At 68.5% G+C, this 24,826-nt stretch carries 17 protein-coding genes and 3 rRNA genes; 6 read left to right on the top strand and 14 right to left on the bottom strand.

Features of this window, described 5'->3' with window-relative positions:
• Positions 1-56: 56 nt before the first annotated feature.
• The 6 genes from ACTXG6_RS26565 to ACTXG6_RS26540 form a co-directional block, all read right to left on the bottom strand.
• Entirely contained in the window at positions 57-335 is a 279-nt protein-coding gene (locus ACTXG6_RS26565; RefSeq protein WP_445182103.1) for a hypothetical protein, read from the bottom strand.
• Positions 332-703, bottom strand: coding sequence for an MFS transporter (locus ACTXG6_RS26560; protein ID WP_445182102.1), 372 nt, complete (start codon positions 701-703; stop codon positions 332-334). Before ACTXG6_RS26560 ends, ACTXG6_RS26565 begins: the two co-directional genes overlap by 4 nt.
• A complete protein-coding gene (locus tag ACTXG6_RS26555; RefSeq protein ID WP_445182101.1) occupies positions 678-1,592 on the bottom strand; it encodes an alpha/beta hydrolase in 915 nt (304 codons plus the stop codon). Before ACTXG6_RS26555 ends, ACTXG6_RS26560 begins: the two co-directional genes overlap by 26 nt.
• A gap of 129 nt (positions 1,593-1,721) precedes the next feature.
• Positions 1,722-2,900, bottom strand: a complete 1,179-nt coding sequence (locus tag ACTXG6_RS26550) for an acyl-CoA dehydrogenase family protein (protein ID WP_445182100.1) — start codon at positions 2,898-2,900, stop codon at positions 1,722-1,724.
• Positions 2,885-4,015 carry an acyl-CoA dehydrogenase family protein gene (locus ACTXG6_RS26545; RefSeq protein ID WP_445190112.1) on the bottom strand — a complete coding sequence of 377 codons (1,131 nt, stop codon included), beginning with the start codon at positions 4,013-4,015 and terminating at the stop codon, positions 2,885-2,887. Before ACTXG6_RS26545 ends, ACTXG6_RS26550 begins: the two co-directional genes overlap by 16 nt.
• Before the next feature lie 68 nt (positions 4,016-4,083).
• A complete protein-coding gene (locus ACTXG6_RS26540; RefSeq protein WP_445182099.1) occupies positions 4,084-6,258 on the bottom strand; it encodes an acyl-CoA dehydrogenase in 2,175 nt (724 codons plus the stop codon).
• A 176-nt stretch (positions 6,259-6,434) separates the two neighbouring features.
• On the opposite strand from ACTXG6_RS26540, the gene kstR reads away from it, so the two are divergent.
• Positions 6,435-7,073: a cholesterol catabolism transcriptional regulator KstR gene (gene kstR, locus ACTXG6_RS26535; RefSeq protein WP_445182098.1), complete on the top strand. Its 639-nt coding sequence runs from the start codon at positions 6,435-6,437 to the stop codon at positions 7,071-7,073.
• A gap of 225 nt (positions 7,074-7,298) precedes the next feature.
• Here the strand turns inward: kstR and ACTXG6_RS26530 are convergent, their stop codons facing one another.
• On the bottom strand, positions 7,299-8,108 hold the full coding sequence (locus tag ACTXG6_RS26530) for a class II aldolase/adducin family protein (RefSeq protein ID WP_445182097.1): 810 nt from the start codon (positions 8,106-8,108) through the stop codon (positions 7,299-7,301).
• Between the two features lie 141 nt (positions 8,109-8,249).
• Here ACTXG6_RS26530 and ACTXG6_RS26525 point away from each other — a divergent pair, with 141 nt between their 5' ends.
• On the top strand, positions 8,250-8,861 hold the full coding sequence (locus ACTXG6_RS26525; protein WP_445182096.1) for a TetR/AcrR family transcriptional regulator: 612 nt from the start codon (positions 8,250-8,252) through the stop codon (positions 8,859-8,861).
• 527 nt (positions 8,862-9,388) lie between these two features.
• On the opposite strand, the gene ACTXG6_RS26520 is transcribed toward ACTXG6_RS26525, so the two are convergent.
• Positions 9,389-10,342, bottom strand: a complete 954-nt coding sequence (locus ACTXG6_RS26520; protein WP_445182095.1) for a hypothetical protein — start codon at positions 10,340-10,342, stop codon at positions 9,389-9,391.
• Between the two features lie 153 nt (positions 10,343-10,495).
• Between ACTXG6_RS26520 and ACTXG6_RS26515 the strand changes: the two genes are divergently transcribed.
• Positions 10,496-11,626, top strand: coding sequence for an NYN domain-containing protein (locus ACTXG6_RS26515; RefSeq protein WP_445182094.1), 1,131 nt, complete (start codon positions 10,496-10,498; stop codon positions 11,624-11,626).
• Positions 11,627-11,660: 34 nt separating this feature from the next.
• Here the strand turns inward: ACTXG6_RS26515 and ACTXG6_RS26510 are convergent, their stop codons facing one another.
• A complete protein-coding gene (locus tag ACTXG6_RS26510) occupies positions 11,661-13,760 on the bottom strand; it encodes a SpoIIE family protein phosphatase (protein WP_445182093.1) in 2,100 nt (699 codons plus the stop codon).
• Positions 13,761-13,870: 110 nt separating this feature from the next.
• On the opposite strand from ACTXG6_RS26510, the gene ACTXG6_RS26505 reads away from it, so the two are divergent.
• Both ACTXG6_RS26505 and ACTXG6_RS26500 read left to right on the top strand, forming a co-directional pair.
• On the top strand, positions 13,871-17,479 hold the full coding sequence (locus tag ACTXG6_RS26505; protein ID WP_445182092.1) for a HAMP domain-containing protein: 3,609 nt from the start codon (positions 13,871-13,873) through the stop codon (positions 17,477-17,479).
• Positions 17,476-18,027, top strand: a complete 552-nt coding sequence (locus ACTXG6_RS26500) for a response regulator (protein WP_445182091.1) — start codon at positions 17,476-17,478, stop codon at positions 18,025-18,027. Before ACTXG6_RS26505 ends, ACTXG6_RS26500 begins: the two co-directional genes overlap by 4 nt.
• Before the next feature lie 12 nt (positions 18,028-18,039).
• On the opposite strand, the gene ACTXG6_RS26495 is transcribed toward ACTXG6_RS26500, so the two are convergent.
• Positions 18,040-18,819, bottom strand: coding sequence for an enoyl-CoA hydratase/isomerase family protein (locus ACTXG6_RS26495; RefSeq protein WP_445182090.1), 780 nt, complete (start codon positions 18,817-18,819; stop codon positions 18,040-18,042).
• A gap of 5 nt (positions 18,820-18,824) precedes the next feature.
• Positions 18,825-19,112, bottom strand: a complete 288-nt coding sequence (locus tag ACTXG6_RS26490; protein WP_445182089.1) for a CoA transferase — start codon at positions 19,110-19,112, stop codon at positions 18,825-18,827.
• Here ACTXG6_RS26490 and ACTXG6_RS26485 point away from each other — a divergent pair.
• Positions 19,037-19,372 carry an IclR family transcriptional regulator domain-containing protein gene (locus ACTXG6_RS26485; protein ID WP_445182088.1) on the top strand — a complete coding sequence of 112 codons (336 nt, stop codon included), beginning with the start codon at positions 19,037-19,039 and terminating at the stop codon, positions 19,370-19,372. The two genes, ACTXG6_RS26490 and ACTXG6_RS26485, sit on opposite strands and share 76 nt — an antisense overlap.
• Before the next feature lie 66 nt (positions 19,373-19,438).
• Here ACTXG6_RS26485 and rrf read toward each other — a convergent pair.
• The 3 genes from rrf to ACTXG6_RS26470 all read right to left on the bottom strand — a co-directional run bounded on the left by rrf (position 19,439) and on the right by ACTXG6_RS26470 (position 24,627).
• A 5S ribosomal RNA gene (gene rrf / locus ACTXG6_RS26480) occupies positions 19,439-19,555 on the bottom strand.
• A 108-nt stretch (positions 19,556-19,663) separates the two neighbouring features.
• Positions 19,664-22,781 (bottom strand): 23S ribosomal RNA (locus ACTXG6_RS26475).
• Between the two features lie 321 nt (positions 22,782-23,102).
• Positions 23,103-24,627: ribosomal RNA gene (locus ACTXG6_RS26470) — 16S ribosomal RNA — on the bottom strand.
• Together the 16S, 23S and 5S rRNA genes form the textbook arrangement of a ribosomal RNA operon.
• Between the last annotated feature and the right edge of the window lie 199 nt (positions 24,628-24,826).

Below are 24,826 nucleotides of genomic sequence, written 5' to 3'. Positions count from 1 at the left end.
AACGTGTTCTAGTATTTGTAGTCGGATCCGCGGCGCACCGCAACACCACGCGAAGCTCAGCGCCGCGGGTACCGGCCGTACCGGACCAGGTCCGTCGCCGGCTCGAAGTCGTAGCCCTCCCCGGCCGGCGCGACCCGACCGGCCGACGGCGACGCGAAGTGCGCCGGCAGCAGCGGGGTGCGCGACCGCGCGAGCTCCGCCAGCAGCGCGCGCCGGGTGACGGTGGCCAGCGCCGGGTCGACGCAGTAGCGGGTGCTCCAGTCCGGGTGGCGCAGCTGCAACGGGTGGTGCAGCACATCGCCGACCAGCAGTAACGCGCCGGCCGATCCGGTCACCCGGACGCAGACAGCTCGCGCCGCCGGTCCGGGCTGTGGTCGGTGGCCAGCGACACCGCGAGCGGCAGCGCCATACCCAGCCCCAGCCCGGTGGCGAACCGCAGCACGCTCAGGGCGGCGATCGACTCGGCCGGCAGCGCCAGCGCGGTAGCTCCGGTCATCAGCGCGAACAGGGCGACGCCGCTGATCAGCATGGTCCGCCGGCCGAACCGGGCACCGCCAGGAATGCCAGCACGACCACCAGCCAGCGCACCCGGCCCGGCTCGCGGTGCCCCTCGGTCCGCGTGGGTGTGCTCGGGGTCGGTGTGCTCGGGGTCGGTGCAGTCGGCGTGGACTCGGCGGTCATGCTGCTCCGTTCCGCCCGGCATCGGACCGGCGAGCATCGGACCCGACGCCGGAGCCGGTGGCGAACACGACGTCGTGCGCGGCCGCGAACAGCGGCGAACCGGGGTCGGCGAACGCCGCGGCCGTGGCCACGTGGTCGGCCCGACCGAGCGACACCGTGGTCGCGGGCAGCCCGGTCGCACCCAGCGTGCTCGACAGCAGTTGCCCCTGGCGGGTCAGGAAGGCGTCGTCCTCGGATCTCTTGTTCGGCTCGGGTTCGCCATAGGAGACGACGACCCCCGCCGGCGCGTGGGTGATCCGCAGCGCCGGGCTCAGCCGTTCCACGTCCGGGTCGCCGACCATCCGGGGTCGCAGATCCACCGGCGCGCTCATGCACACCGCGCCGAGCACAGTCCCGGCCGTCGGACCCGGGGCCCAGTCGGTCATCGTGGCCATGGCGGTGAGATGGCCACCGGAGGAGTGCCCGGCGACGGTCAGCCGGTGCGGATCGCCGCCGTAGCGCGCGACGGTTCGTGCGACCCAGTCGATAGCACGCACCGCGTCGTCGACCGCGTCCGCGACAGTGTGCTCCGGGGCGAGCCGGTATCCGCAGGACAGGAACACAGCGCCGGCCTCGACCCACGGCGCGCCGAAATGGTCGTAGAAAGCGGGATGCCCCTCCCGCCACCGGCCGCCGTGGAAGTACACGATGACCGGGTTGCCCTGGCCCGGCGGGAAATAGACATTCGCGATCTGGTGCGGGTCCGCACCGTACTTGAGATCCAGTTCGTGCTGGTACTGCCGCTGTACCGCCTCGCGTCGGCGCAGCGCGGACTCGTAGAACCCTTTCCAGTCCGGAAAGTAGTCCCCGGGATTCTGATAGGTGAAGAACTGTGTCGGGTCAGCCGTACGAATGTCGCTGCTCTGAACCAAGACGCACGCCCTACTGTCCTGGAGATCCGGCTCGCGCCGAGAGGGATGCACAATGGTGCGGAGTGGTCCTATGCCCTGTCCAATGCCTAACTGGCGGCAAGGTATGTCCCCTCGGGCATGACGCCCCGGTCAGCGCGGCACCCTCGGCAGCCCCAGCCCGGCCGACGCGATGAACTCGCGCTGGATCTCGTTGACCCCGCCGCCGAAGGTCAGCACGAGGTTGCGCTTGAGCTGCACGTCGAGCCAGTGCGACAGCTCGGCGGTGGCCTCCTCGGCCGGGTCGCCGTGCCGGCCGACGATCTCCGCCAGATCCCGCCCGAGCCACTGCACGGCCTCGGAGCCGAACACCTTGGTCGCGGACGCATCCGCCACGTCCACCGCACCGGCAACCGACGCCACCTGCCAGTTGAGCAGCTCGTTGACCCGCCGCGCGGCATGCCCCCTGGCCAGCGCGCGGCGGACCTCCGGCAGCGCGAGCAGCGGTACCCCGTCCGGAGTGGCGCGGCCGGCCGCCCAGTCGCGCACCCGCTCGTGAAGCACCGCGACCCGACCGGCCGGCCCGAGCATGACCCGCTCGTGGTTGAGCTGGGTGGTGATCAGACGCCAGCCGGCGTTCTCCTCGCCGACCAGCATCGACGTCGGCACCCGCACGTCGGCGTAGTAGGTGGCGTTGACGTGGTGCGCCCCGTCGCAGGTGATGATCGGGGTCCACGAGTAGCCCGGGTCGCGGGTGTCCACGATCAGGATCGAGATGCCCCGGTGCGCCCGCGCGGCCGGGTCGGTCCGGGCGGCCAGCCAGATGAAGTCGGCGTCGTGCCCGCCGGTGGTGAAGATCTTCTGCCCGTTCACCAGGTAGTCCGCGTCGGCCGAGGAGCCGTCCCGCACCGCGGTGGTGCGCAGCGCGGCGAGGTCGGTGCCGGCCTCCGGCTCGGTGTAGCCGATGGCGAAATGCACCTCGCCGGCCAGGATCGACGGCAGGAACCGCCGCCGCTGCTCCGGCGTGCCGTACTGCTGCAAGGTCGGGCCGACCGTCTGCAGGGTCACCGAGGGCAGCGGCACGTCCGCCCTGGCCGCCTCGTTGGCGAAGATCTGCTGCTCCACCTGGCCGAAGCCCCGGCCGCCGTGCTCGACCGGCCAGCCGACGCCGAGCCAGCCGTCCCGGCCCATCCGCCGCACCACGTCCCGGTAGACCGGCCCGTGCCGCTCGGTGAGCATGGTGGTGCGCTCGCCCGGGGAGACCAGCCCGGTGAAGTACTCCCGCAGCTCGGCGCGCAGGTGCCGCTGCGCGGCGGTCAGCTCGGGATACACGCGATCGCCTCCAGCCGGTGGTCGACGCCGCCGACGAAGCGGGCCAGGTCCCTGCCCCAGGCGTAGTGGCGGTGCAACGGGTAGCCGATGTCCATCCCCAGGCCGCCGTGCAGGTGCTGGCAGGTGTGCAGCGCGGGCAGCGCCTGCTCGGCCAGCCAGTAGCCGGCCACCTCGATGTCGTCCGAGTGCTCATCCGGGTCGGCGTCCGAGTCGCCGACCGGGCCGGCACCTGAGGCGGTGTCCGGGTTGCCGGCCGCCGAGTCCAGCGCCCAGCAGGCCGCCAGGCTGGCCAGGTGCAGTGTGCGGGACGCCAGGTAGACGTCGGCGACCTGCTGCGCCACGGCCTGGAAGGTGGCCAGCGGGCGGCCGAACTGCTCGCGGGTGCGCAGGTGGGCGGCGGTGAGCTCGAGCGCCCCGGCCAGCACACCGTCCCCGACGGCACACGCCCCGACCAGTGCCGACCGGTACAGCTCGGCGAGCACCCGCCCGGTCTCGTCGGCACCGAGCAGCCCGTCGCGCCCGACCCGCACGCCGTCCAGCCGCACTGTGGCCTCGGGCAGCGCGGCGGACGAGCGCGTCGGGGTCAGCGACATCCCGGGCGCGTTCGGGTCGACCAGCAGCACTCCGACGCCCCGCTCACCCAGCGAGGCGGGTACCAGCACCCGGTGCGCCTCGGCCGCCGAGCGCACCCCGACCACGGTGCCGGACACCGTCCAGCCGTCCCCGTCGGGCTCCGGCGCGGCGGCGGTGCGCGGCGCGATGGGCATCGGGGCGGACGGCTCGTGCAGCGCCCCGGTGAGCACCGCGCCGTCGGCGACCGCGGTCAGCAGCTCCCGGCGCTGGTGGTCGGTGCCGGTGCGGGCCACCGGAAGCACGCCGAGCGCGAGCGTCTCCAGCGCCGGCACGGCGGCGGTGACCCGGCCGACCTCGGCCAGCACGACGGCCGTCTCCAGCACGCCGAGGCCGGCGCCGCCAAGGTCCTCGGGCACCGCCAGGCTCAGCAGGCCGGCCCGGCCGAGTGCCTTCCACGACGTCGCCGGGTCGGGCTCCCTGCCGAGCACCTCGCGGGCGAGGTCGGCGATCTCGCGCTGGGTCTCGTCGAGGTTGAAGTCCACGCCCACCCCCGATCCAAACTGAAACGTGTTCTAGTCTTTGTAGTCGGCCACAGCGGGCACCGCAAGGCTCAGGCCGGCTCCCGGGGCAGCCGCAGGATCCGTTCGCCGACCAGCGTGCTCAGGATCTGGGTGGTGCCGCCGGCGATGGAGTGGCACCGGCTGAGTAGGAACTCGTGCACCAGTGCGGCGCTGTCGCCGTCGTCCGCCGCCCCCTCCGGGCCGGCCAGCTCCAGCGCGGCCTCCGCGACGTCCTGGCGGTGCCGCACGCCGATCAGCTTGCGTACCGAGGACTCCGCGCCGGGATCCCGGCCGTCCAGGGCGCGCAGGGTGGCGCGCAGGTCGAGCAGCGAGACCGAGAGCCCCTCGGCGATCAGCGCACCGAGCCGCTCGTCCGGACCGGGCGCGGCGGCCAGCAGACGCTCGACCGCCGCGCCCAGCGACGATCCGCCACCCATCGCAACCCGTTCGTTCGCCAGCGTGGTGCGGGCCAGCGCCCACCCGCCGCCCACCTCGCCGACAACGCAGTCGTCCGGCACCAGGACGCCGTCCAGGAACACCTCGTTGAACATTGCGTCACCGGTGATCTCGCGCAGCGGCCGCACCTCGATGCCAGGGCTGCGCATGTCCACCAGGAAGTAGCTGATGCCGCGGTGGCGGGGTACGTCGGGATCGGTGCGGGCCAGGCAGATCGCCCAGTCGGCCTGCCGGGCCAGCGAGGTCCACACCTTCTGGCCGGTGAGCCGCCAACCGCCGTCGACCCGCTCGGCCCTGGTGCGCAGCGCGGCGAGGTCGGAACCAGCCTCCGGCTCACTGAACAGCTGGCACCAGGTCAGCTCGCCGCGCAGGGTCGGTGCCGCGAACCGCTCGACCTGGGCCGGTGTGCCGTGCCGCAGCAGCGTCGGCACCGCCCAGGCGCCGATCACCAGGTCCGGGCGGCGCACCTCGGCACGGTGCAGCTCCTCGTCGATCAGCAGCTGCCGGGCCGGCGCCGCGTCCTGCCCGTACGGCGCCGGCCAGTGCGGGGCCAACAGCCCGGTCTCGGCCAGCCGGGCACGTTGCCGCTCGGCGGGCAGTGCCGCCACCTCGGCGACCAGTGCGCGCAGCTCGCCGCGCCCGGCTTCCACCCGCGGCTCGAGCGGTACCCGCAGGGTGCGGCGCGCCCCGGCCAGCGCCAGGGTGGCCGCCCGGGTCCGCCAGCCGCCGGTCGGCCCGAGCACCTGGCGCAGCGCGAGCGCCCGGCGCAGGTAGAGGTGGGCATCGTGGTCCCAGGTGAAACCGATGCCGCCGAGCACCTGGATGGCGTCCTTGGCGGTGTCCACGGCCGTGTCCAGCGCCAGGGCGGCGGTCGCCGCGGCGACCAGCGGGAACTCGGTCGGTGCCTGCTCGGCGGCCCGGGCGGCGTCCCAGCTGAGCGCCGCGGCCTGCTCGGTGCGGCTCAGCATGGCCACGCAGAGGTGCTTGACCGCCTGGAACGACCCGATCGGCCGGCCGAACTGCTCGCGCGCCCTGGCGTGGTCGGTCGCCGCACGCAGGCACCAGCCCGCCACCCCGGTGGCCTCGGCGGCGGCGAGGGTGACCGCGAGGTCCCGCACCGCCGAGGTGGTCAGATCGGGCAGCACCCGTCCGGGCGGGACGACCACGTCGCGCAGCGCGACCCGGGACACCGCGCGGGACAGGTCCACCGAGGGCCGCTCGGTGACCAGTAACCCGGGGTGCCCGGTGTCCAGCACGAACCACAGCTCGCCGCCGTCCGCGCACCGGGCACCGAGCAGGACGCCGGCCGCGCGGTCGCCGGCACCGAGCACCGCGGCCACCTCACCGGTCACCACCACCCCGCCGAGCCCGGACCGCGCGCGCAGGGTGCCGTGCTCGAGCGCGACCGCCAGCGCGACGCCGCCCTCCGCCACCTCGGGCAGCAGTTCCTTGGTCACCGCCGCGTCGGGGCAGCGCGCCATCAGCAGCCCGGCGAGCACCGTGGGCAACACCGGCCCGGGGAACAGCGCCGAGGCGGCCTGTTCGAGCGCGGCCGCCACATCCGACACCGTGCCGCCCGCGCCGCCGACGTCCACCGGCAACGCCGCTCCGAACACGCCGACCTCGGCCAGCGCCGCCCAGCAGGCCCGCGCCGCGGCCGGGTCGCCGTCGCGCACCGCGGCGATCGGGCGGGTGCGGGTGGCCGCGGTTCGCACCGCGTCGCGCAGCTCGCGGGAGTCGTCGAGGGACGATGTGATCGGTCCGGGCACGCCGCCGAGCATAGAACGTGTTCCAGTTTTGCCGACACCCTCAGTTCGGAATCGGTCCTGCGCGATGACCCAGCTCACACGCGCATCTTGCGGCCCGACTGGAACACGTTCTTATACTGGCGGTGCTAACTTAGCGCTGATTTCACGCAGCGCGGACCAGCGAGGGAAGCCGCCAGATGACCGCAGAGCCACGACCGGCCGAGCTCGGCAGCACGCTGAGCGCACTGACCGATGACGACCTCGGCTCCCCCGCACAGCGCGACCGCCGCAGGCGCATCCTGGACGCGACCCTCGCGCTCGCGTCCAAGGGCGGCTTCGAGGCGGTGCAGATGCGGGCCGTCGCGGAGCGGGCCGACGTCGCGCTGGGCACCCTCTACCGCTACTTCCCCTCCAAGATCCACCTACTGGTCACCGCGCTCATCCGGGAGTTCGGCCGCTCGCTGGAGCGGTTCGAGCGGACCCCGATCCCCGGTGAGACCCCGGCCGAGGGCGTGCTCTACGTGCTCAGCCGCAACACCCGCTCACTGCAGCGCGACCCGCACCTGACCGAGGCGATGACCAGGGCGTTCATGTTCGCGGACACCTCGGTGGCCGCCGAGGTCGTCGAGGTCGGCCGGCTGCTGGAGCGGATGCTGACCATTGCGATGGGCGTCGAGGAGCCGTCCGAGGAGGACAAGGCGATCGCCCGGGTGATCGGTGACGTGTGGTTGTCCAACCTGGTCGCCTGGGTCACCCGGCGCGCCTCCGCCGAGGACGTGTCGAACCGGCTCGAGCTCACCGTCCGACTGCTGCTCGGTCACCGCCCGCCGCGCTGAGTCGGGCCGCCGCTGCTCAGCGCGTCACGGTCTAAGCTGACGCCCCAGTGAGCGTGCCGGGCGAGCACCGGCAAGGAGGGCACATGAGCCAGGCCGACGGGCCCCGGTGACGCCCTGCAGCTCGACGGCGAGGGCGTGCACGGGCCACAGGAGCTGATCGAGCTGCCGATCCGGTTCCTGTCGGTGGTCGCGTACAGCGAGAACGACCAGGGCTGACCGCCGAGGTCAGTCGAACAGGTCCGGGTCCGAGGCGACGATCTGGTCCCACAGCGGGCGGGCCTGGAACCAGCCGGCCAGTGGGGTACCGATCTCCGCGCGCACCTGCAGCGCGGTCTCCCGGTCGATCAGGATGGGTGTGGCGGCGGCCATCGCGAGCAGCTGCGCCTGGCAGGACCGCTCCATGGTGATGAACCACCACACGGCCTCCGCAACGCTCTGCCCGACGGTGAGCAGCCCGTGGTTGCGCAGAATGACCGCCTTATGGGGCCCCAGCGCCTTGCCGATCCGCTCACCCTCGTCGAGCTGGTTCACCACGCCCCGGAAGTCGGCGTAGATGCCGTGGTCCTCGAAGAACGCGCAGGCGTCCTGGGTGATCGGGTCGAGCGGGATGCCGAGGCTCGCGAACGCCTTGCCGTACAACGAGTGCGAGTGCGCGGCGGCAATTGCGTCCGGCCGGGCCTTGTGCACCTGGGAATGGATGCAGAAGGCGGCCCGGTTCAGCGGGCGGTCACCGTGCAGCACCTCGCCGCTGTGGTCCACCAGGAGCAGGTCGGACGCCTTGATCTGGGTGAAGCTCATACCGAAGGGGTTCACCCAGAACCACTCCGGGTTCTCCGGGTCGCGCACCGTGATGTGTCCAGCCACCCCCTCGGAGAAGCCGAATTTGCCGAACAGCCGGAAGCCGGCGGCCAGCTGCTCCTTGCGGTACTGGCGTTCCTCCGGGATCGAGTCGAACGTCGGTGGCACCGGTCGCTGGCCGCGTTGTGCCGACGGGCCCGTCGGCTCGGCGATTTCGGGCTGGACGGTGGTGGTCATGCGGGCCTCCGAGCGCGTCGTCGCGGGTTTGGGTACAGCCGCAATCGAATACGGTCGCATCCAATACACGGATGTATCCGATACAACTGTGTATCCTGCGGTGCCGGCATGCGCCGGTCAAGGGTCGGGCAGGGAGCGGTCATGCCGAGAGGCCTCACCAAGCGGCGGCCCGAGACCCGGGCCAGGCTGCTCGACGCCGCGCTGGACACCTTCGCCGAGACCGGCTTCCACGCCGCGACGATCGAGCAGATCTGCGAACGCGCCGGGTTCACCCGGGGTGCCTTCTACTCGAACTTCGCCACCAAGGACGAGCTGTTCTACGCGCTGTTCGAGCGGAATGCCGCGCGGGTGGTCGAGCGGATGGAGTCGGTCGCCGCCCAGGTCGACGGGGATCTGCCGTGGTCCCGGCAGGTCGCCGAGCTGACCTCCTCGGTCGGCCCGGACGACCGGCGCTGGTTCCTGATCAGTACCGAGTTCACCCTGCACGCGATCCGCAACCCGGCGGCCGCCGTTGTGCTCGCCGACCACGACGCGAAGCTGCGCGCCGCGATCGTGCCGATCCTGCGGGACATGTACGACCGCGCCGGGCTCGCCCCCGCCGTCGAGCTAGACCTCATCGCGCGGCTGCTCATCGCACTGCGGGAGGGCGGTATGGCGCAGAGCTATGTCGAGCCGGCCGAGTTCCCGGCCGGGCAGCTGGAGCGCATCTTCGGTGCCGCGGTCATGCGCTCGGTGGCCGAGCCCCGCCCGTAGCGCCGCCCCGCCGGAAATCTGAGCAACGTTCCGGCACCCAGATGATGCCCGGCGGCGTTGCTGTCCTGGCGGATACGCCCGGTATGCGCTGCGGGTGACGCCACGTCACCGACCGAGCGGCCCGGTGTCGACTCTGGTGCGTCCGTCGTCACCGAGACCAACGCCAGTCCGGAATTTTTCGCCGCCAACCAGACTCAGGTCGACCTCGACGAAGATCCCCCTGGATCAGCGGCCCGAGTCAACCGGCCGGTCACCGACTGTGACCCCACAACCCTCCGGCCCGCCGGACAACCGGCCAGTTCCATGGAGCCCGCGCCGACCAAAGCATCCCGGCTCGGCCCGTACAAGCACTGGTACACGTGTGAGTCGACGGGCAACAGGGGCACGGAGAGCGGGCGGGTGGCCGGGTGCATTCCGCTGGGATCGCCCCGGGCCCCCGGGGCTCACACAGCACAGGTGGCGCCGACACAGCCGCCCAGGCCGCTGTGTCGAGCCACCAGAGCTGTGTGAGCGCGGTGAGCGCGCGCTCAGGACGGGACCGGCACGGTCGAGCTCTGCTCGCCTTCCCAGAACGTCACCCGGCGGGCCGCGATGGCGATCATCGCCCGGTGCCCGGCCGAGTTCTGGCGCCAGGCGGTGCCGGCACCGCGGATGAGCACGCCGCGCTTGCTGACCAGCCGGTATCCCCCGGTGCCCAGCGAGAGCCCGGCGGAGCCGCCACCCCAGCCGCCGACCAGCGAGAGCAGGCCGGCGTCGGTGTCCGACGGTGCGCCGTTGCCGCGCCAGTGCACCGGCAGCGCCAATGGGCCGTGCGCGGACGGCCAGGCCAGGCAGCCCGGTCCGGGACGGCGCAGCAGCGGGCGCAGCTCGACGGGGAGCAGGCTCAGGTCCAGCGGGGCTGTGGTGGGGGCGGTCGGGGCGGGCGCAACCGCCGGGTCGCTGTCGGACCAGTCGCCCCAGGCGGCCAACACCTCACTCACCCCGGCGGGCGAGTCACCGCGCAGCAGGACCGCCCTGTTCGGCCGGACCCGGATGGCCAGTCGGTCCAGGACCATAGCGGGGCCGGGGGTGGCATCCCGCAGTACACCGGCGACGTGTCGGTAGTTGCGCCGCAGGTAGTGCGCGGCGGCGAACGGCATGTCGAGCACCCGTTCCGGCCGGGCCACGCCGTGCAGCCGCAGCGGGTCGACCAGCTCGGCCTCGCCGGTCAGTACCAGGCCGTGCCGCCTGGTACGCAGCAACAACCCCAGCTGTGGGCGCCGGCGCAGCGCCCGCACCTTGACCGACTGCCGGGTGGTGACCACCCACAGCGCCCCGCCGCTCCAGCTGAACGCGGTGGGCGTGACGTGCAGCCCCCGCCCGGTGTCCACCGCACTGTGCAGCACCGGCGCCTTCTCGAGCACCTCGCGCGCCCTCGGGTCATCAGCCAGCAGGCCGGCGTCCGGCAGAGGCGCGATGCTCGACGGCGAGGCGGTGGTCATACCGCGGAATGGTACGAAGATCGCCGGTCCCGCGGGGCCCGTCGTGGGCACGGTCACCCAGGACGGCGGCCTCGCCGGGCTGACCTGGCGCGGGCCCGGACCGGGCACACCTGGGCCGTAGGCTGCGACCAGCCTGATCACCGGGAGTGTGCTGTGGCCAACGACGATGAACGCATCGCCCTGTTCCTCGACTACGAGAACCTGGCGATCGGAGCGCGCGACGGGCTCGGGGTCACCCCGTTCGATTTCGGCCCGATCGCCGATGCGCTGGCCGAACGCGGCCGCGTGGTTGTGCGGCGGGCCTACGCGGACTGGTCGAACTTCGACGAGGACCGTCGGTTGCTGGCCAGGGCGCAGGTGGAGCTGATCGAGATCCCGCAGCGCATGGGCGCCTCCCGGAAGAACGCGGCCGACATCAAGATGGCGGTCGACGCGGTCCAGCTGGCCTTCGAGCGCGGGTTCGTCACCACGTTCGCCATCGGCACCGGCGACTCCGACTTCACCCCGCTGGTGCACAAGCTGCGTGAGCTGGACAAGCGGGTGATCGGGATCGGCGTGCAGTCCTCGACGTCGGCCCTGCTGCCGCCGGCCTGCGACGAGTTCCTGTTCTACGACCGGTTGCCCGGGGTGGAGCCGCTGTTCATCGCCACCCGCCCCCGAGGTCGAGGCCGCGCGCCGGCACATGCCGCGGCCGCCCCGGCCGCCGCTGTCGCACCGGCCAGCCAGGCCCCACCGCCGGCCGCGCCGGTGCCGGTCACGGAGATCGAGCCGCCGGACGAGGCCGTGCCGACCAGCGACGACCGGGACGTGGGAGCGCTGGTCGCCCGCACCCTCAGCGGCCTGCAACGGCACTCCGACGGCCCCGTGCTCGGCTCCCGGGTGAAGCGGGCCATCCTGCGTAAGGACCCGACCTTCGACGAGGCGGACCACGGGTTCCGCGGTTTCGGTGAGCTGCTGCGCCACCTGGAGGGCCAGCGGGTCATCGCGCTGAGCGAGGGATCCGCGAAGGGCGACCCGGAGGTGACGTTCCCGGCGGACGAGCCGGCCGAGGACGACGCGTTCCGGTTGCTGGTCGACGTGGTCACCGAGCTGCAGACCACCGGCACACCGCCACAGCTGAGCGGACTGAAGAACAAGCTCCGCAAGCACACCCCGGACTTCAGCGAGAAGCGCTACGGCTTCAACAGCTTCCTGTCCTTCGCCAAGGCGGCGAGGGCACGTGAGCTGATCGAGATGGAGTGGGACGAGGACACCGGCGACTACCTGCTCCGGCTGCCCGAGTGACCGGGCACGCAGGACGTTGACGCGGTGAGTCCGGTCAGGTCTTGTCCGGCAGGGCGGCGCGGATGGCGAGCAGCGCGATGTCGTCGCTGCGCGGGGACTGCGAGAACGCCTCGACGGCCGAGCGCACCGTGGCGATGAGCTGCGGCCCGGGCTGGCCGGCGGCGGTACCGGCGGCCGCCAACAGCCGCTCCGGGCCGAACTGCTCGCGGCCGGCCCGGCGTTCGGTGACGCCGTCGGTGTAGGCCAGCAGGATGTCCCCGGGGGCGAGGTGGTGGAGGGTGGCGCTCAGCCGCAGGTCGGTGATCAGCCCGACCGCGGTCCCGTACTCCCCGATCAGCTCGGTTCGCCCGTCGGCCCGGACCAGCACCGGCTGCGGGTGCCCGGCCAGCACCAGCTCCACGGTGAGCCCGGACCGGCCCTCGGGCGGGCGGGTGATCATGGCGACGGCCAGCGTGCAGAACTGCGACGGGTCGGCGGCGTCCATCATCACGTCGTTGAGCAGCTCCACGGCCCTGGTCAGCGAGCGGCCCTCGCGGATGAGCACCCGCAGCACGTCGCGGACCATCCCGGTGCGGGCCGCCGCGCGGGCTCCCTTGCCGCAGACGTCGCCCACCGACGCCAGCCAGCGGGTCGAGTCGATGTCCAGCACGTCGTAGAAGTCCCCGCCCACGTCGCTGCCGGTACTGGCCGGCAGGTACTCGGCGGCGAACTCGACGCCTGGCGCCACCGGCAGCGCCCGGGGCAGCAACGCCTGCTGCAGGGCCTGCGAGGTGGCGATGTGCGCCGCGGTGTTGCGGGCGTTGTCGATGGCCAGCGAGGCGCGGCGGGCGATGTCCCCGACCAGGGCGACGTCCTCGGGGGTGTGCGGTCGCTGCGCCGGCCGGCCGACCACCAGGGCGCCGATCGGCCGGGCCCGCGCGGTCAACCCGAGCGCGATGCCGTCGGTGGGCTCGCTGAACCAGGCCGGCGCCGCGCTGCCGTCCAGGATGTCGATGAGCTGGCGGTTCAGCTCGGCGGGCGGCGTGGGGTCCAGCGCGGCGCGCAGGTCGGGAATGGTGTCGTCCGCCGCGTGGGTGAGCGCGGCGAGCCGCGGCTGGCCGGTGTCGTCGAGCAGGTGCACCGCGCACCACTGGCCCAGCCTGGGCACCACCACCTGTGGCACCAGTGCCACCACCAGCTCGACGTCCATCGTCTGGCCGAACAGCTCGCTCGCGTCGGCCAGGTAGGCCATCCAGGCCCGCCGGCGCAGGTCGGCGCTGCGCAGCCAGTCCATCTCCACAGCCAGCGCGATCCGCTGCGCGGTGAGCTCGGCGATCTCCGGCGCGACCGTGGACCCGGCGCCGGGCAGGATCCGCAGCACACCGCGCAGCGGGGAGCTCAGCGGCAGGCCGATCTCCACGACGGGCGTACCGGGCAGCGAGGACGGGTCCGCACCGTCCTGGGTCAGCGGAAAGGCGCCGCTGCCGTCACCGTGGTCGACCTCCACCACCACGCCCTCGGCCCGCAGGACCTCGCGCAGCCGCCGGGCCAGCTCCGTCACCAGCACCGCCATGTCGAGCCGGACCCCCAGCGGAGCGGGTACGTGCAGCAACTGGCGGACCTGGTCGGTGTCCGGCCACTCCGGCAGCGGTTCGCCGAGGTCGGCCACCACCGCCAGCTCGCCGGTGTTCCCGGCGGTCTGCTCCGCCTTGCCCCTGGTCATCGAGAACCAGGTGCGGTGGCTGCCGTCGCGCTCGTGCCGGGTGCCCCAGGATGTCGCCAGCTGCTCGACCAACATCAGCCCCCGACCGTGGGTGGCGGCCCGGCCGAACCGGGGTCGCGGCTGAGCCAGGTAGAGCTCCAGCGGGCCGGCGCCGTGGTCGGTGACCGAGACGTACACGTCGTCCTCAGTGATGCTCAGCTCGACGACGAACTCGGTACCGGCATGCAGGGTCGCGTTGTCGCACAACTCGCTGGCCAGCAGCAACACCGTGTCGACAAGATCGTCCTCACCGGTGTCCATCAGGCCGGCCGCAGCCATGGCGCGACGCAGCATGCTCCGGGCGCGCCCCGTCGATGCTGCGTTGGGGGGTAGCCGCAGCCGCTGTTCAACCCGATCTGGCACCTGAGCAGTGTGCCAAGTCGGTGCCGCCATGGCGCACCCGAGGCGGGGCCCCATAGAGTGGCGGGCTGAGGAGAGTGACTGGAATCAGATTGCCGCCGGTCGCGGGGGTGCGCACTGCGAGCAGACAGAGGAAGTCGATCATGACCACGGTGCGAAAGGCCACCGCGAAGGCCACAGCGAGCCAGGACGAGGGCGTCGAGCCCGGGGAGGCGTTGCTGCACGCGCTCGCCGCCGCCATGGTGGAGCTGCAGCGCGGGAACTTCGGGGTCCGGCTGTCCCGCCAGGACGGCCTGCTCGGCGACGTCAGCGAGCACTTCAACGAGCTCGTGGTGCTGCTGGAGCGGCACAACCGCGACCTGCTCCGGATCAGCCGCGTGGTCGGCCGCGAGGGCCGGATGATGGAGCGGCTCGACGAGGACGCCGTCGACGGTGCCTGGAACGAGGGCGCGCACGCGGTCAACTCGTTGATCGACGACCTGGCCCGGCCGACCGCCGAGATCGCCCGCGTGCTGGTCGCGGTGGCCGAGGGCGACCTGTCCGAACACATGGCGCTGGAGATCGAGAGCCGGCCGCTGCGCGGGGAGTTCCTCCGCATCGGCCGCACCGTCAACAAGATGGTCGACCAGCTCTCCAGCTTCGCCGACGAGGTCACCCGGGTCGCCCGCGAGGTCGGCACCGAGGGGCGCCTCGGCGGCCAGGCCGCGGTGCCGAACGTGTCGGGCACCTGGCGCGACCTCACCGAGAACGTGAACCAGCTGGCCGACAACCTGACCGGGCAGGTCCGCAACATCGCCCAGGTCACCACCGCCGTGGCCAAGGGCGACCTGTCCCAGAAGATCACCGTCGACGCCCGGGGCGAGATCCTCGAACTCAAGTCCACCGTCAACACGATGGTCGACCAGCTCTCCAGCTTCGCCGACGAGGTCACCCGCGTCGCCCGCGAGGTCGGCACCGAAGGAAAACTCGGCGGCCAGGCCCAGGTCAAGGACGTCGCCGGCACCTGGCGCGACCTCACCGACAACGTCAACTACATGGCGTCGAACCTGACCGGGCAGGTCCGCAACATCGCCCAGGTCACCACCGCGGTGGCCAAGGGCGACCTGTCCCAGAAGATCACCGTCGACGCCCGGGGCGAGATCCTCGAACTCAAGTCCACCGTCAACACGATGGTCGACCAGCTCTCCAGCTTCGCCGACGAGGTCACCCGCGTCGCCCGCGAGGTCGGCACCGAAGGAAAACTCGGCGGCCAGGCCCAGGTCAAGGACGTCGCCGGCACCTGGCGCGACCTCACCGAGAGCGTCAACCAGCTGGCCGACAACCTGACCGGGCAGGTCCGCAACATCGCCCAGGTCACCACCGCCGTGGCCAAGGGCGACCTGTCCCAGAAGATCACCGTCGACGCCCGGGGCGAGATCCTCGAACTCAAGTCCACCGTCAACACGATGGTCGACCAGCTCTCCAGCTTCGCCGACGAGGTCACCCGCGTCGCCCGCGAGGTCGGCACCGAAGGAAAACTCGGCGGCCAGGCCCAGGTCAAGGACGTCGCCGGCACCTGGCGCGACCTCACCGAGAACGTCAACCAGCTCGCCTCCACGCTGACCTCGCAGCTGCGCGCGATCTCGGTGGTGTCCACCGCGGTGGCCAGGGGCGACCTGACCCAGCAGATCCAGGTCGCCGCACTCGGCGAGGTCGCCGACCTGCGCGACAACATCAACCAGATGATCCTCACCCTGCGGGAGACCACCAAGGAGAACGCGGAACAGGGCTGGCTGGACTCCAACCTGGCCCGGATCAGCGGCCTGCTGCAGGGCCAGCGCGACCTCGGCGAGGTCAGCAAGATGATCATGAACGAGGTCGCGCCGCTGGTCAACGCCCAGGTCGGTGCCTTCTTCCTGCCAGTGGACAAGATCAGTGACCTCAGCGGGTCGACCGACCAGGCGGCCTGGCGGATGAGCGCCGGCTACGCCCTGAGCGCGGCCGCCACCGGACAGACCTTCCGGGCCGGCGAGGGCCTCGTCGGGCAGGCGGCAGCCACCAAGCAGGTCGTCCTGATCAGCAACATCCCGGCGGACTACCTGCCCATCACCTCCGGCCTCGGCACCATCTCCCCCACCGCGGTGGTGGTCTTGCCGGTCCTGTTCGAGGGCGAGTCGCTCGGTGTCGTCGAGCTGGGCTCGGTCACCCCGTTCTCCTCCCTGCACCTGACCTTCCTGGAGCGCCTGGTCAGCGCCATCGGGGTCACCATCACCACGATCCAGGCCAACCGCCGCACCGAGGAGCTGCTGATGCAGTCCCAGCGCCTCGCCGTCGAGCTGCAGGACCAGTCCGCCGAGCTGCAGCGCACCAACGCCGAGCTGGAGGAGAAGGCGGAGCTGCTCTCCGAGCAGAACCGCAACATCGAGATCAAGAACATGGAGATCGACGCCGCCCGGCGCGGCGTGGAGGACAAGGCACAACAGCTCGCCAGGGCCAGCCAGTACAAGACCGAGTTCCTGGCCAACATGAGCCACGAGCTGCGGACCCCGCTGAACTCGCTGCTGCTGCTGTCGCGGCTGCTCGCCGACAACGACGAGCGCAACCTGACCGCGAAGCAGATGGAGTTCGCGACGACGATCCACAACGCCGGTTCCGAGCTGTTGCTGCTGATCGACGACATCCTGGACCTGTCCAAGATCGAGGCCGGCCGGGTGGACCTCGACCCGGAGCCGGTGGAGCTGGCCCAGGTCCGGGCCTACGTCGAGCAGGCGTTCGTGCCGCAGGCCGAGGACAAGGGTCTCGAGCTGCGGGTGCACCTCGCCCCGGACCTGCCCTCGACGATCAGCACCGATGCCCAGCGGTTGCAGCAGATTCTGCGCAACCTGCTCGCCAACGCGGTGAAGTTCACCGCGCGTGGTTCGGTGACACTGAGCGTGGAGCTCGCGTCGCCACAGACCAAGTTCGGCACCCCCGCCCTGGACGCGGCGCGCGCGGTGCTCGCCTTCACGGTGCGCGACACCGGGATCGGCATCGCCACCGACAAGCTGGATATGATCTTCGAGGCGTTCCAGCAGGCGGACGGCACCACCAGCCGCAAGTACGGCGGCACCGGACTGGGCCTCAAGATCAGCAGGGAGCTGGCCGAGATGCTGAGCGGCATCATCACGGTCACCTCCGAGGTGGGCACCGGTTCGATCTTCACCCTGTTCCTGCCGGACGAGCTGCCCGCCAACGCGACCACTCCGGCCATCCGGGTGTCGCACCGGCCGATCAACTCCGCGGGGCTCGGCGACCAGGTCAACGGGGGCCGCAACCGACCGATCCTGCGCGCGCAGTCCGGCCCGCCGCGCGCCGGGCGGCCGATGATGGACCTCACCGGGGTGACGGTGCTGATCGTGGACGACGACGTCCGCAACGTGTTCGCCCTGACCAGTGCGCTGGAGCTGCACGGGCTCAAGGTGCTCTACGCGGACAACGGCTCCGACGGCATCCAGCTGCTCAACGAACACTCCGAGGTGGACATCGTCCTGATGGACGCGATGATGCCCGACCTGGACGGCAACGCGACCACCAAGCTGATCAGGGCACTGCCCGGCGGCGCCGAACTGCCGGTCGTGTTCCTCACCGCGAAGGCGATGCCCGGCGACCGCGAGTCCAGCCTCGCCGCCGGCGCCACCGACTACGTCACCAAGCCCGTCGACAAGGAACAGCTTCTGTCCGTGATGGCCACCTGGATCTCCCGCGCCCGCGACACCACCAGCCAGTTCTCATGATCGTTGCGAAAGTGCTCGCCGTCGACGACAGGCCGGAGAACCTGATCGCGCTCGAGGCGATCCTGCAGGGCCTCCCGGTCGAGATCAACTCCGTGACCAGCGGCGACGAGGCGCTCAAGCGGTTGCTCAGCGAGGACTACGCGGTCATCCTGCTGGACGCCCAGATGCCCGGCATGGACGGGTTCGAGACCGCCAGCCACATCAAGCGCCGGGAACGGACCCGGCACATCCCGATCGTGTTCCTGACCGCGGCGAACTACGACCCGCACCTCGCCTTCCGCGGCTACCAGCTCGGCGCCGTCGACTACCTGACCAAGCCGCTGGATCCGTGGGTGCTGCGGTCCAAGGTACAGGTGTTCGCGGACCTGTGGAAGCTGAACACCGAGCTGGCGGAGCGGGCCGCCGAGTGCGCCGTGCTGCGGGCCGCCGTCGCCGACGCGCTGACCCTGCTCACCGGCGCGGACACCTCCGCCGACCGGACCGAGCTGCTCTCCCGGGCCCGCGAGCGGCTCGCCGCCACCGAGTCGGCCCTGCCGCGCTACCGCTGAGCCGGGCGGGCCTCAGCGCACCCGGAACACCGGCGGTCGCTTCTCCAGGAAGGCGCGGACGCCCTCCTTGTAGTCCTCGCTCGACACCGACGTGATCGGCAGCTCGGCGGCCTCCTCGTCCGGCGTGTCCATCCCGTTCTTGATCTTCTCGACCAGCAGTTTGGCGCCCCGCACGGACACCTGGGAGCGGGAACAGACGGTCCGCGCGAATGCGAGGGTCCGCTCTTCCAGCTCCGCCGGGTCGAACAGCTGGTCCACCAGGTGCACCCGAAGCGCCTCCTCGGCGCTGAGCCGTTCGCCGGAGAACAGGATGTACTTGGCGAACGACGGGCCGACCGCGGTGACCAGCTGGCGGGTCGAGCTGAACGTGTAGACCAGACCCAGCTTCGCCGGCGTGATCCCCAGCTTGGCCGTGGTGCCGGCGAAGCGGAGATCGCAGGCCAGCGCGATCTCGCAGCCGCCGCCGATGCAGAAGCCCTGGATCATCGCGATGGACGGCTTGCGCATGTCACCGAGCGAGTGGGCCGCGTACTCCACGTGCTCGCCGTACAACCTGGCGCCCTCGGCGGTGGCCCTGCGGGTCTCGAACTCACTGATGTCCGCGCCCGCGCAGAAGTGGTCGCCGGCGCCGCGGACCACGAGCACCTTCACCGACTCGTCGGCATCCACCTCGGCGACCAGTTTCGGCAGCGCCTCCCACATCTCGAAGGACATGGCGTTGCGCCTGCTCGGCTGGTTGATCGTCAGTTCGGCGATGTCGCCGTTGCGGGTGAGGGTCAGTCCCTGCGTCATCGGTCCTACCTGTCCGTCGTGGTCGGTGCTTCGCCAGCTGGTCCGGGTTCGGTCGGCTCGGCGGTGCCCGGCGGCGGCGGGTCGCCCGGGACCGGTGCCTGCTCCACGATGCCCTGTTCGATCCACCTCAGGACGTCGGAGTGGTCAAAACCGCCCTCCGCCAGGATCTGCTCGCTGTGCTGACCGAGCAGCGGCGCCGGGCGGCGGACCGTCGCGGGTGTCTCGGACAGTTTGGCCGGCATACCCAGCGCGCGCATCGGACCGATCTTCGGATGCTCGACGTCCAGCACCATCGCCCTGGCCTCGACCTGAGCCTGCCCGAGGGCCCGCCGAGATCAGGCGGCGCGGGTATGCCGTGCAGCGCGGCGAACTGCGTACCGACGTCGCGTCGATCGCCGCCTACATCTGCGCCCAAGCCGGGCAGCCGGTCGCCTCGCTCAGCATCTTCATGCCCATCCAGCGATTCCCGGCGGACGGCCCTACCGCGCTGGGTCGACTGGTCACCGAAGCCGCCGCCAAGATCTCCGCCGGCCTCGAGCTCCGGGGTACGTAGACATACGAAAAGAGGGTTGGTCCGAGACTGTTAAGTCTTGGACCAACCCTCTTCTACCAGGTTAAATGCCGGCGGTGTCCTACTCTCCCACACCCTACCGAGTGCAGTACCATCGGCGCTGAAGGGCTTAGCTTCCGGGTTCGGAATGGGACCGGGCGTTTCCCCAACGCTAAAACCACCGACAACACTATTCACAAATCAACAACACTTACCCCGTACAGAACACACAATACACCGTGATGGTGGTTGTTTGCTCAGGGTCACATAGTGGATGCGCACAACAAAAGTGTTGCGGTGAAGCCCTCGGCCTATTAGTACCAGTCAACTACACACATTACTGTGCTTCCATCTCTGGCCTATCAACCCAGTGGTCTACTGGGGGCCTTAACCCCGCATGGGGGTGGGAGACCTCATCTTGGAACGAGCTTCCCGCTTAGATGCCTTCAGCGGTTATCCCTTCCGAACGTAGCCAACCAGCCATGCCCCTGGCGGGACAACTGGCACACCAGAGGTTCGTCCGTCCCGGTCCTCTCGTACTAGGGACAGCCTTCCTCAAGTCTCCTGCGCGCGCGGCGGATAGGGACCGAACTGTCTCACGACGTTCTAAACCCAGCTCGCGTGCCGCTTTAATGGGCGAACAGCCCAACCCTTGGGACCTACTCCAGCCCCAGGATGCGACGAGCCGACATCGAGGTGCCAAACCATGCCGTCGATATGGACTCTTGGGCAAGATCAGCCTGTTATCCCCGGGGTACCTTTTATCCGTTGAGCGACACCCCTTCCACAAGGTGGTGCCGGATCACTAGTCCCGACTTTCGTCCCTGCTCGACCTGTCGGTCTCACAGTCAAGCTCCCTTGTGCACTTACACTCAACACCTGATTGCCAACCAGGCTGAGGGAACCTTTGGGCGCCTCCGTTACATTTTGGGAGGCAACCGCCCCAGTTAAACTACCCACCAGGCACTGTCCCTGAACCAGATCATGGCCCGAGGTTAGACACCCAATTCGAACAGAGTGGTATTTCAACGATGACTCCACCATCACTAGCGTGACAGCTTCACAGTCTCCCACCTATCCTACACAATCCGAACCGAGCACCAATACCAAGCTATAGTAAAGGTCCCGGGGTCTTTCCGTCCTGCCGCGCGTAACGAGCATCTTTACTCGTAGTGCAATTTCGCCGAGTCTATGGTCGAGACAGCGCCCAAGTCGTTACGCCATTCGTGCAGGTCGGAACTTACCCGACAAGGAATTTCGCTACCTTAGGATGGTTATAGTTACCACCGCCGTTTACTGGCGCTTAAATTCTCCGCTTCGCCCCGCGAACGGGACTAACAGGTCCTCTTAACGTTCCAGCACCGGGCAGGCGTCAGTCCGTATACATCGTCTTGCGACTTCGCACGGACCTGTGTTTTTAGTAAACAGTCGCTTGGGCCTGGTCTCTGCGACCGGCCACCCCTAGCCCGCGAAGGGCTTCAAGGCAACCGGCCCTCCTTCTCCCGAAGTTACGGAGGTATTTTGCCGAGTTCCTTAACCATAGTTCGCTCGATCGCCTTGGTATTCTCTACCTGACCACCTGTGTCGGTTTAGGGTACGGGCCGCGCAAGAACTCGCTAGAGGCTTTTCTCGGCAGCATGGGATCACTCTACTTCGCCTCAATCGGCTACGCATCACGTCTCACCCTTCACGACACCCGGATTTGCCTGGATGTCGGGCTACACGCTTACACCAGTACAACCATTCACTGGCGGAGCTACCCTCCTGCGTCACCCCATCGCTTGACTACTACCGGATCGGATCCCAGCCACACACCGCAAATCACCCGAAGGCAATAAACGACACACGGGTGGTTAGCATCACCGACCTCATCAGGGACGCGCTTGCACGGGCACGGGAATATCAACCCGTTGTCCATCGACTACGCCTGTCGGCCTCGCCTTAGGTCCCGGCTCACCCTGGGCGGATTAACCTGGCCCAGGAACCCTTGGTCATTCGGCGGCAGAGTTTCTCACTCTGCATTCGCTACTCATGCCTGCATTCTCACTCGTACACCCTCCACGGCTGGGTCACCCCGCCGCTTCACTAGATGTACGACGCTCCCCTACCCACACAGACAACTGCACCAGCAAGCTGGCGGATTAAAGTCTGCATGCCACGGCTTCGGCGGTGCGCTTGAGCCCCGCTACATTGTCGGCGCGGATCCACTTGACCAGTGAGCTATTACGCACTCTTTCAAGGGTGGCTGCTTCTAAGCCAACCTCCTGGTTGTCTGGGCGAACCCACATCCTTTCCCACTTAGCGCACGCTTAGGGGCCTTAGCCGGTGATCTGGGCTGTTTCCCTCTCGACTACGAACCTTATCGCCCGCAGTCTCACTGCCACGCTTCACTTCACTGGCATTCGGAGTTTGGTTGATTTCGGTAAGCTTGTCGGCCCCCTAGACCATCCAGTGCTCTACCTCCAGGAAGAAACACGCAACGCTGCACCTAAATGCATTTCGGGGAGAACCAGCTATCACGGAGTTTGATTGGCCTTTCACCCCTACCCACAGCTCATCCCCCAGGTTTTCAACCCTGGTGGGTTCGGGCCTCCACACCGTCTTACCGGCGCTTCACCCTGGCCATGGGTAGATCACTCCGCTTCGGGTCTGCAACACGCGACTAAAAACGCCCTATTCAGACTCGCTTTCGCTACGGCTTCCCCACACGGGTTAACCTCGCCACATGCCACAACTCGCAGGCTCATTCTTCAAAAGGCACGCCATCACCTTATTAAAGGGCTCTGACGGCTTGTAGGCACACGGTTTCAGGTACTATTTCACTCCCCTCCCGGGGTACTTTTCATCTTTCCCTCACGGTACTAGTCCGCTATCGGTCATCAGGTAGTATTTAGGCTTACCGGGTGGTCCCGGCAGATTCACAGCAAATTCCACGAGCTCGCTGCTACTCGGGAACATCATCCAACACAGCACAGCGCGTTTTCACGTACGGGGGTCTCACCCTCTACGCCGACCCTTTCCAGAGGCCTTCCGCTAACACACCACACCACGCTCGGACCCCCAGCGGGAGATCCACGACAACGTCCCACAACACCCCAACCGCAACGCCCGCCGGCTTGACACGACCAGGGTTTAGCCTCTTCCGCTTTCGCTCGCCACTACTCACGGAATCACAATTGTTTTCTCTTCCTGCGGGTACTGAGATGTTTCACTTCCCCGCGTTCCCTCCACACACCCTATTTCATTCAGATGCGGGTGACACCCCTTTATTATCCGGGTGCCGGGTTGCCCCATTCGGAAATCCTCGGATCACAGCTCTGTTGACAACTCCCCGAGGCATATCGCAGTCTCAGACGTCCTTCATCGGCTCCTGATGCCTAGACATCCACCATGTGCCCTTAAACACTTCACCACAACAAGATGCTCGCATCCACTATGCAACACTCAACAAACAACCACACCCCACCACACCAACCACCACCACCCACACAAAACCCGCAACACACACGAGCCCACAGCGAGCGTTAGACGATCCATGATGAGCACGGCCAGAAAAAACAACCCACAACGGGATGTCCTCTCAGGACCCAACAGCGTGCCAAGCCAATCTGATCTGCCATATTCCACCCAGCCACCCCCAACAACCCACCACAAACATGACAGGCCATCGTGTACAGGGGCGAACCTTTAGTGAAAGGAGATGAACTCCCCACCTATGTGGGAAACTCCTTAGAAAGGAGGTGATCCAGCCGCACCTTCCGGTACGGCTACCTTGTTACGACTTCGTCCTAATCGCCAGTCCCACCTTCGACAACTCCCTCCCTTACGGGTTAGGCCGTCGGCTTCGGGTGTTACCAACTTTCATGACGTGACGGGCGGTGTGTACAAGGCCCGGGAACGTATTCACCGCGGCGTTGCTGATCCGCGATTACTAGCGACTCCGACTTCATGGGGTCGAGTTGCAGACCCCAATCCGAACTGAGACTCACTTTAAGGGATTCGCTCCACCTCGCGGTCTCGCAGCCCTCTGTATGAGCCATTGTAGCATGTGTGAAGCCCTGGACATAAGGGGCATGATGACTTGACGTCATCCCCACCTTCCTCCGAGTTGACCCCGGCAGTCTCCCATGAGTCCCCGCCATTACGCGCTGGCAACATGGAACAGGGGTTGCGCTCGTTGCGGGACTTAACCCAACATCTCACGACACGAGCTGACGACAGCCATGCACCACCTGCACACCAGCCACAAGGGAACGCCTATCTCTAGACGCGTCTAGTGCATGTCAAACCCAGGTAAGGTTCTTCGCGTTGCATCGAATTAATCCACATGCTCCGCCGCTTGTGCGGGCCCCCGTCAATTCCTTTGAGTTTTAGCCTTGCGGCCGTACTCCCCAGGCGGGGCGCTTAATGCGTTAGCTGCGGCACAGAGACCGTGGAATGATCCCCACACCTAGCGCCCACCGTTTACGGCGTGGACTACCAGGGTATCTAATCCTGTTCGCTCCCCACGCTTTCGCTCCTCAGCGTCAGTATCGGCCCAGAGACCCGCCTTCGCCACCGGTGTTCCTCCTGATATCTGCGCATTTCACCGCTACACCAGGAATTCCAGTCTCCCCTGCCGAACTCCAGTGATGCCCGTATCGACCGCACGCGCACAGTTAAGCTGTACGTTTTCACGATCGACGTGACACACCGCCTACGAGCTCTTTACGCCCAATAATTCCGGACAACGCTCGCACCCTACGTATTACCGCGGCTGCTGGCACGTAGTTGGCCGGTGCTTCTTCTCCACCTACCGTCAACCCGAAGGCCTTCGTCGATGGCGAAAGAGGTTTACAACCCGAAGGCCGTCATCCCCCACGCGGCGTCGCTGCGTCAGGCTTTCGCCCATTGCGCAATATTCCCCACTGCTGCCTCCCGTAGGAGTCTGGGCCGTATCTCAGTCCCAGTGTGGCCGGTCGCCCTCTCAGGCCGGCTACCCGTCGTCGCCTTGGTAGGCCATCACCCCACCAACAAGCTGATAGGCCGCGGGCCCATCCCCAGCCGAAAAAACTTTCCACCACACACCATGCGACATGTGGTCATATCCGGTATTAGACCCAGTTTCCCAGGCTTATCCCGAAGCTGAGGGTAGGTCGCCCACGTGTTACTCACCCGTTCGCCGCTCGTGTACCCCCGAAAGGGCCTTACCGCTCGACTTGCATGTGTTAAGCACGCCGCCAGCGTTCGTCCTGAGCCAGGATCAAACTCTCCATAGAAACCTGAACTCAAAAATAAACAAACACAACTGGCATAAACAAACCAGAAAAATAAAAGCTCAGCACACTGTTGAGTTCTCAAAAGACATCCACACACCATCACACCCCGCCGTTAAGCGGAATCCTCCGGGGTTGTCACACCACTCTACACCCTCCGAATCCTGGCGGATCCAGGGGGTGCGACTTGGCGCTATCCAGC

The sequence above is a fragment of the Pseudonocardia sp. Cha107L01 genome (genome assembly GCF_052566575.1).
This window is presented reverse-complemented; position numbering and strand designations above follow the sequence as displayed.

What these genes read in the sequence shown, in the direction of transcription:
- ACTXG6_RS26500 (WP_445182091.1), top strand. Translation starts at nt 17,476, where the DNA reads ATGATCGTTGCGAAAGTGCTCGCCGTCGACGACAGGCCGGAGAACCTG.
- ACTXG6_RS26505 (WP_445182092.1), top strand. Translation starts at nt 13,871, where the DNA reads ATGACCACGGTGCGAAAGGCCACCGCGAAGGCCACAGCGAGCCAGGAC.
- ACTXG6_RS26510 (WP_445182093.1), bottom strand. Translation starts at nt 13,760, where the DNA reads ATGGCGGCACCGACTTGGCACACTGCTCAGGTGCCAGATCGGGTTGAA.
- ACTXG6_RS26525 (WP_445182096.1), top strand. Translation starts at nt 8,250, where the DNA reads ATGCCGAGAGGCCTCACCAAGCGGCGGCCCGAGACCCGGGCCAGGCTG.
- ACTXG6_RS26530 (WP_445182097.1), bottom strand. Translation starts at nt 8,108, where the DNA reads ATGACCACCACCGTCCAGCCCGAAATCGCCGAGCCGACGGGCCCGTCG.
- ACTXG6_RS26490 (WP_445182089.1), bottom strand. Translation starts at nt 19,112, where the DNA reads ATGGTGCTGGACGTCGAGCATCCGAAGATCGGTCCGATGCGCGCGCTG.
- kstR (WP_445182098.1), top strand. Translation starts at nt 6,435, where the DNA reads ATGACCGCAGAGCCACGACCGGCCGAGCTCGGCAGCACGCTGAGCGCA.
- ACTXG6_RS26520 (WP_445182095.1), bottom strand. Translation starts at nt 10,342, where the DNA reads ATGACCACCGCCTCGCCGTCGAGCATCGCGCCTCTGCCGGACGCCGGC.
- ACTXG6_RS26495 (WP_445182090.1), bottom strand. Translation starts at nt 18,819, where the DNA reads ATGACGCAGGGACTGACCCTCACCCGCAACGGCGACATCGCCGAACTG.
- ACTXG6_RS26560 (WP_445182102.1), bottom strand. Translation starts at nt 703, where the DNA reads ATGCCGGGCGGAACGGAGCAGCATGACCGCCGAGTCCACGCCGACTGC.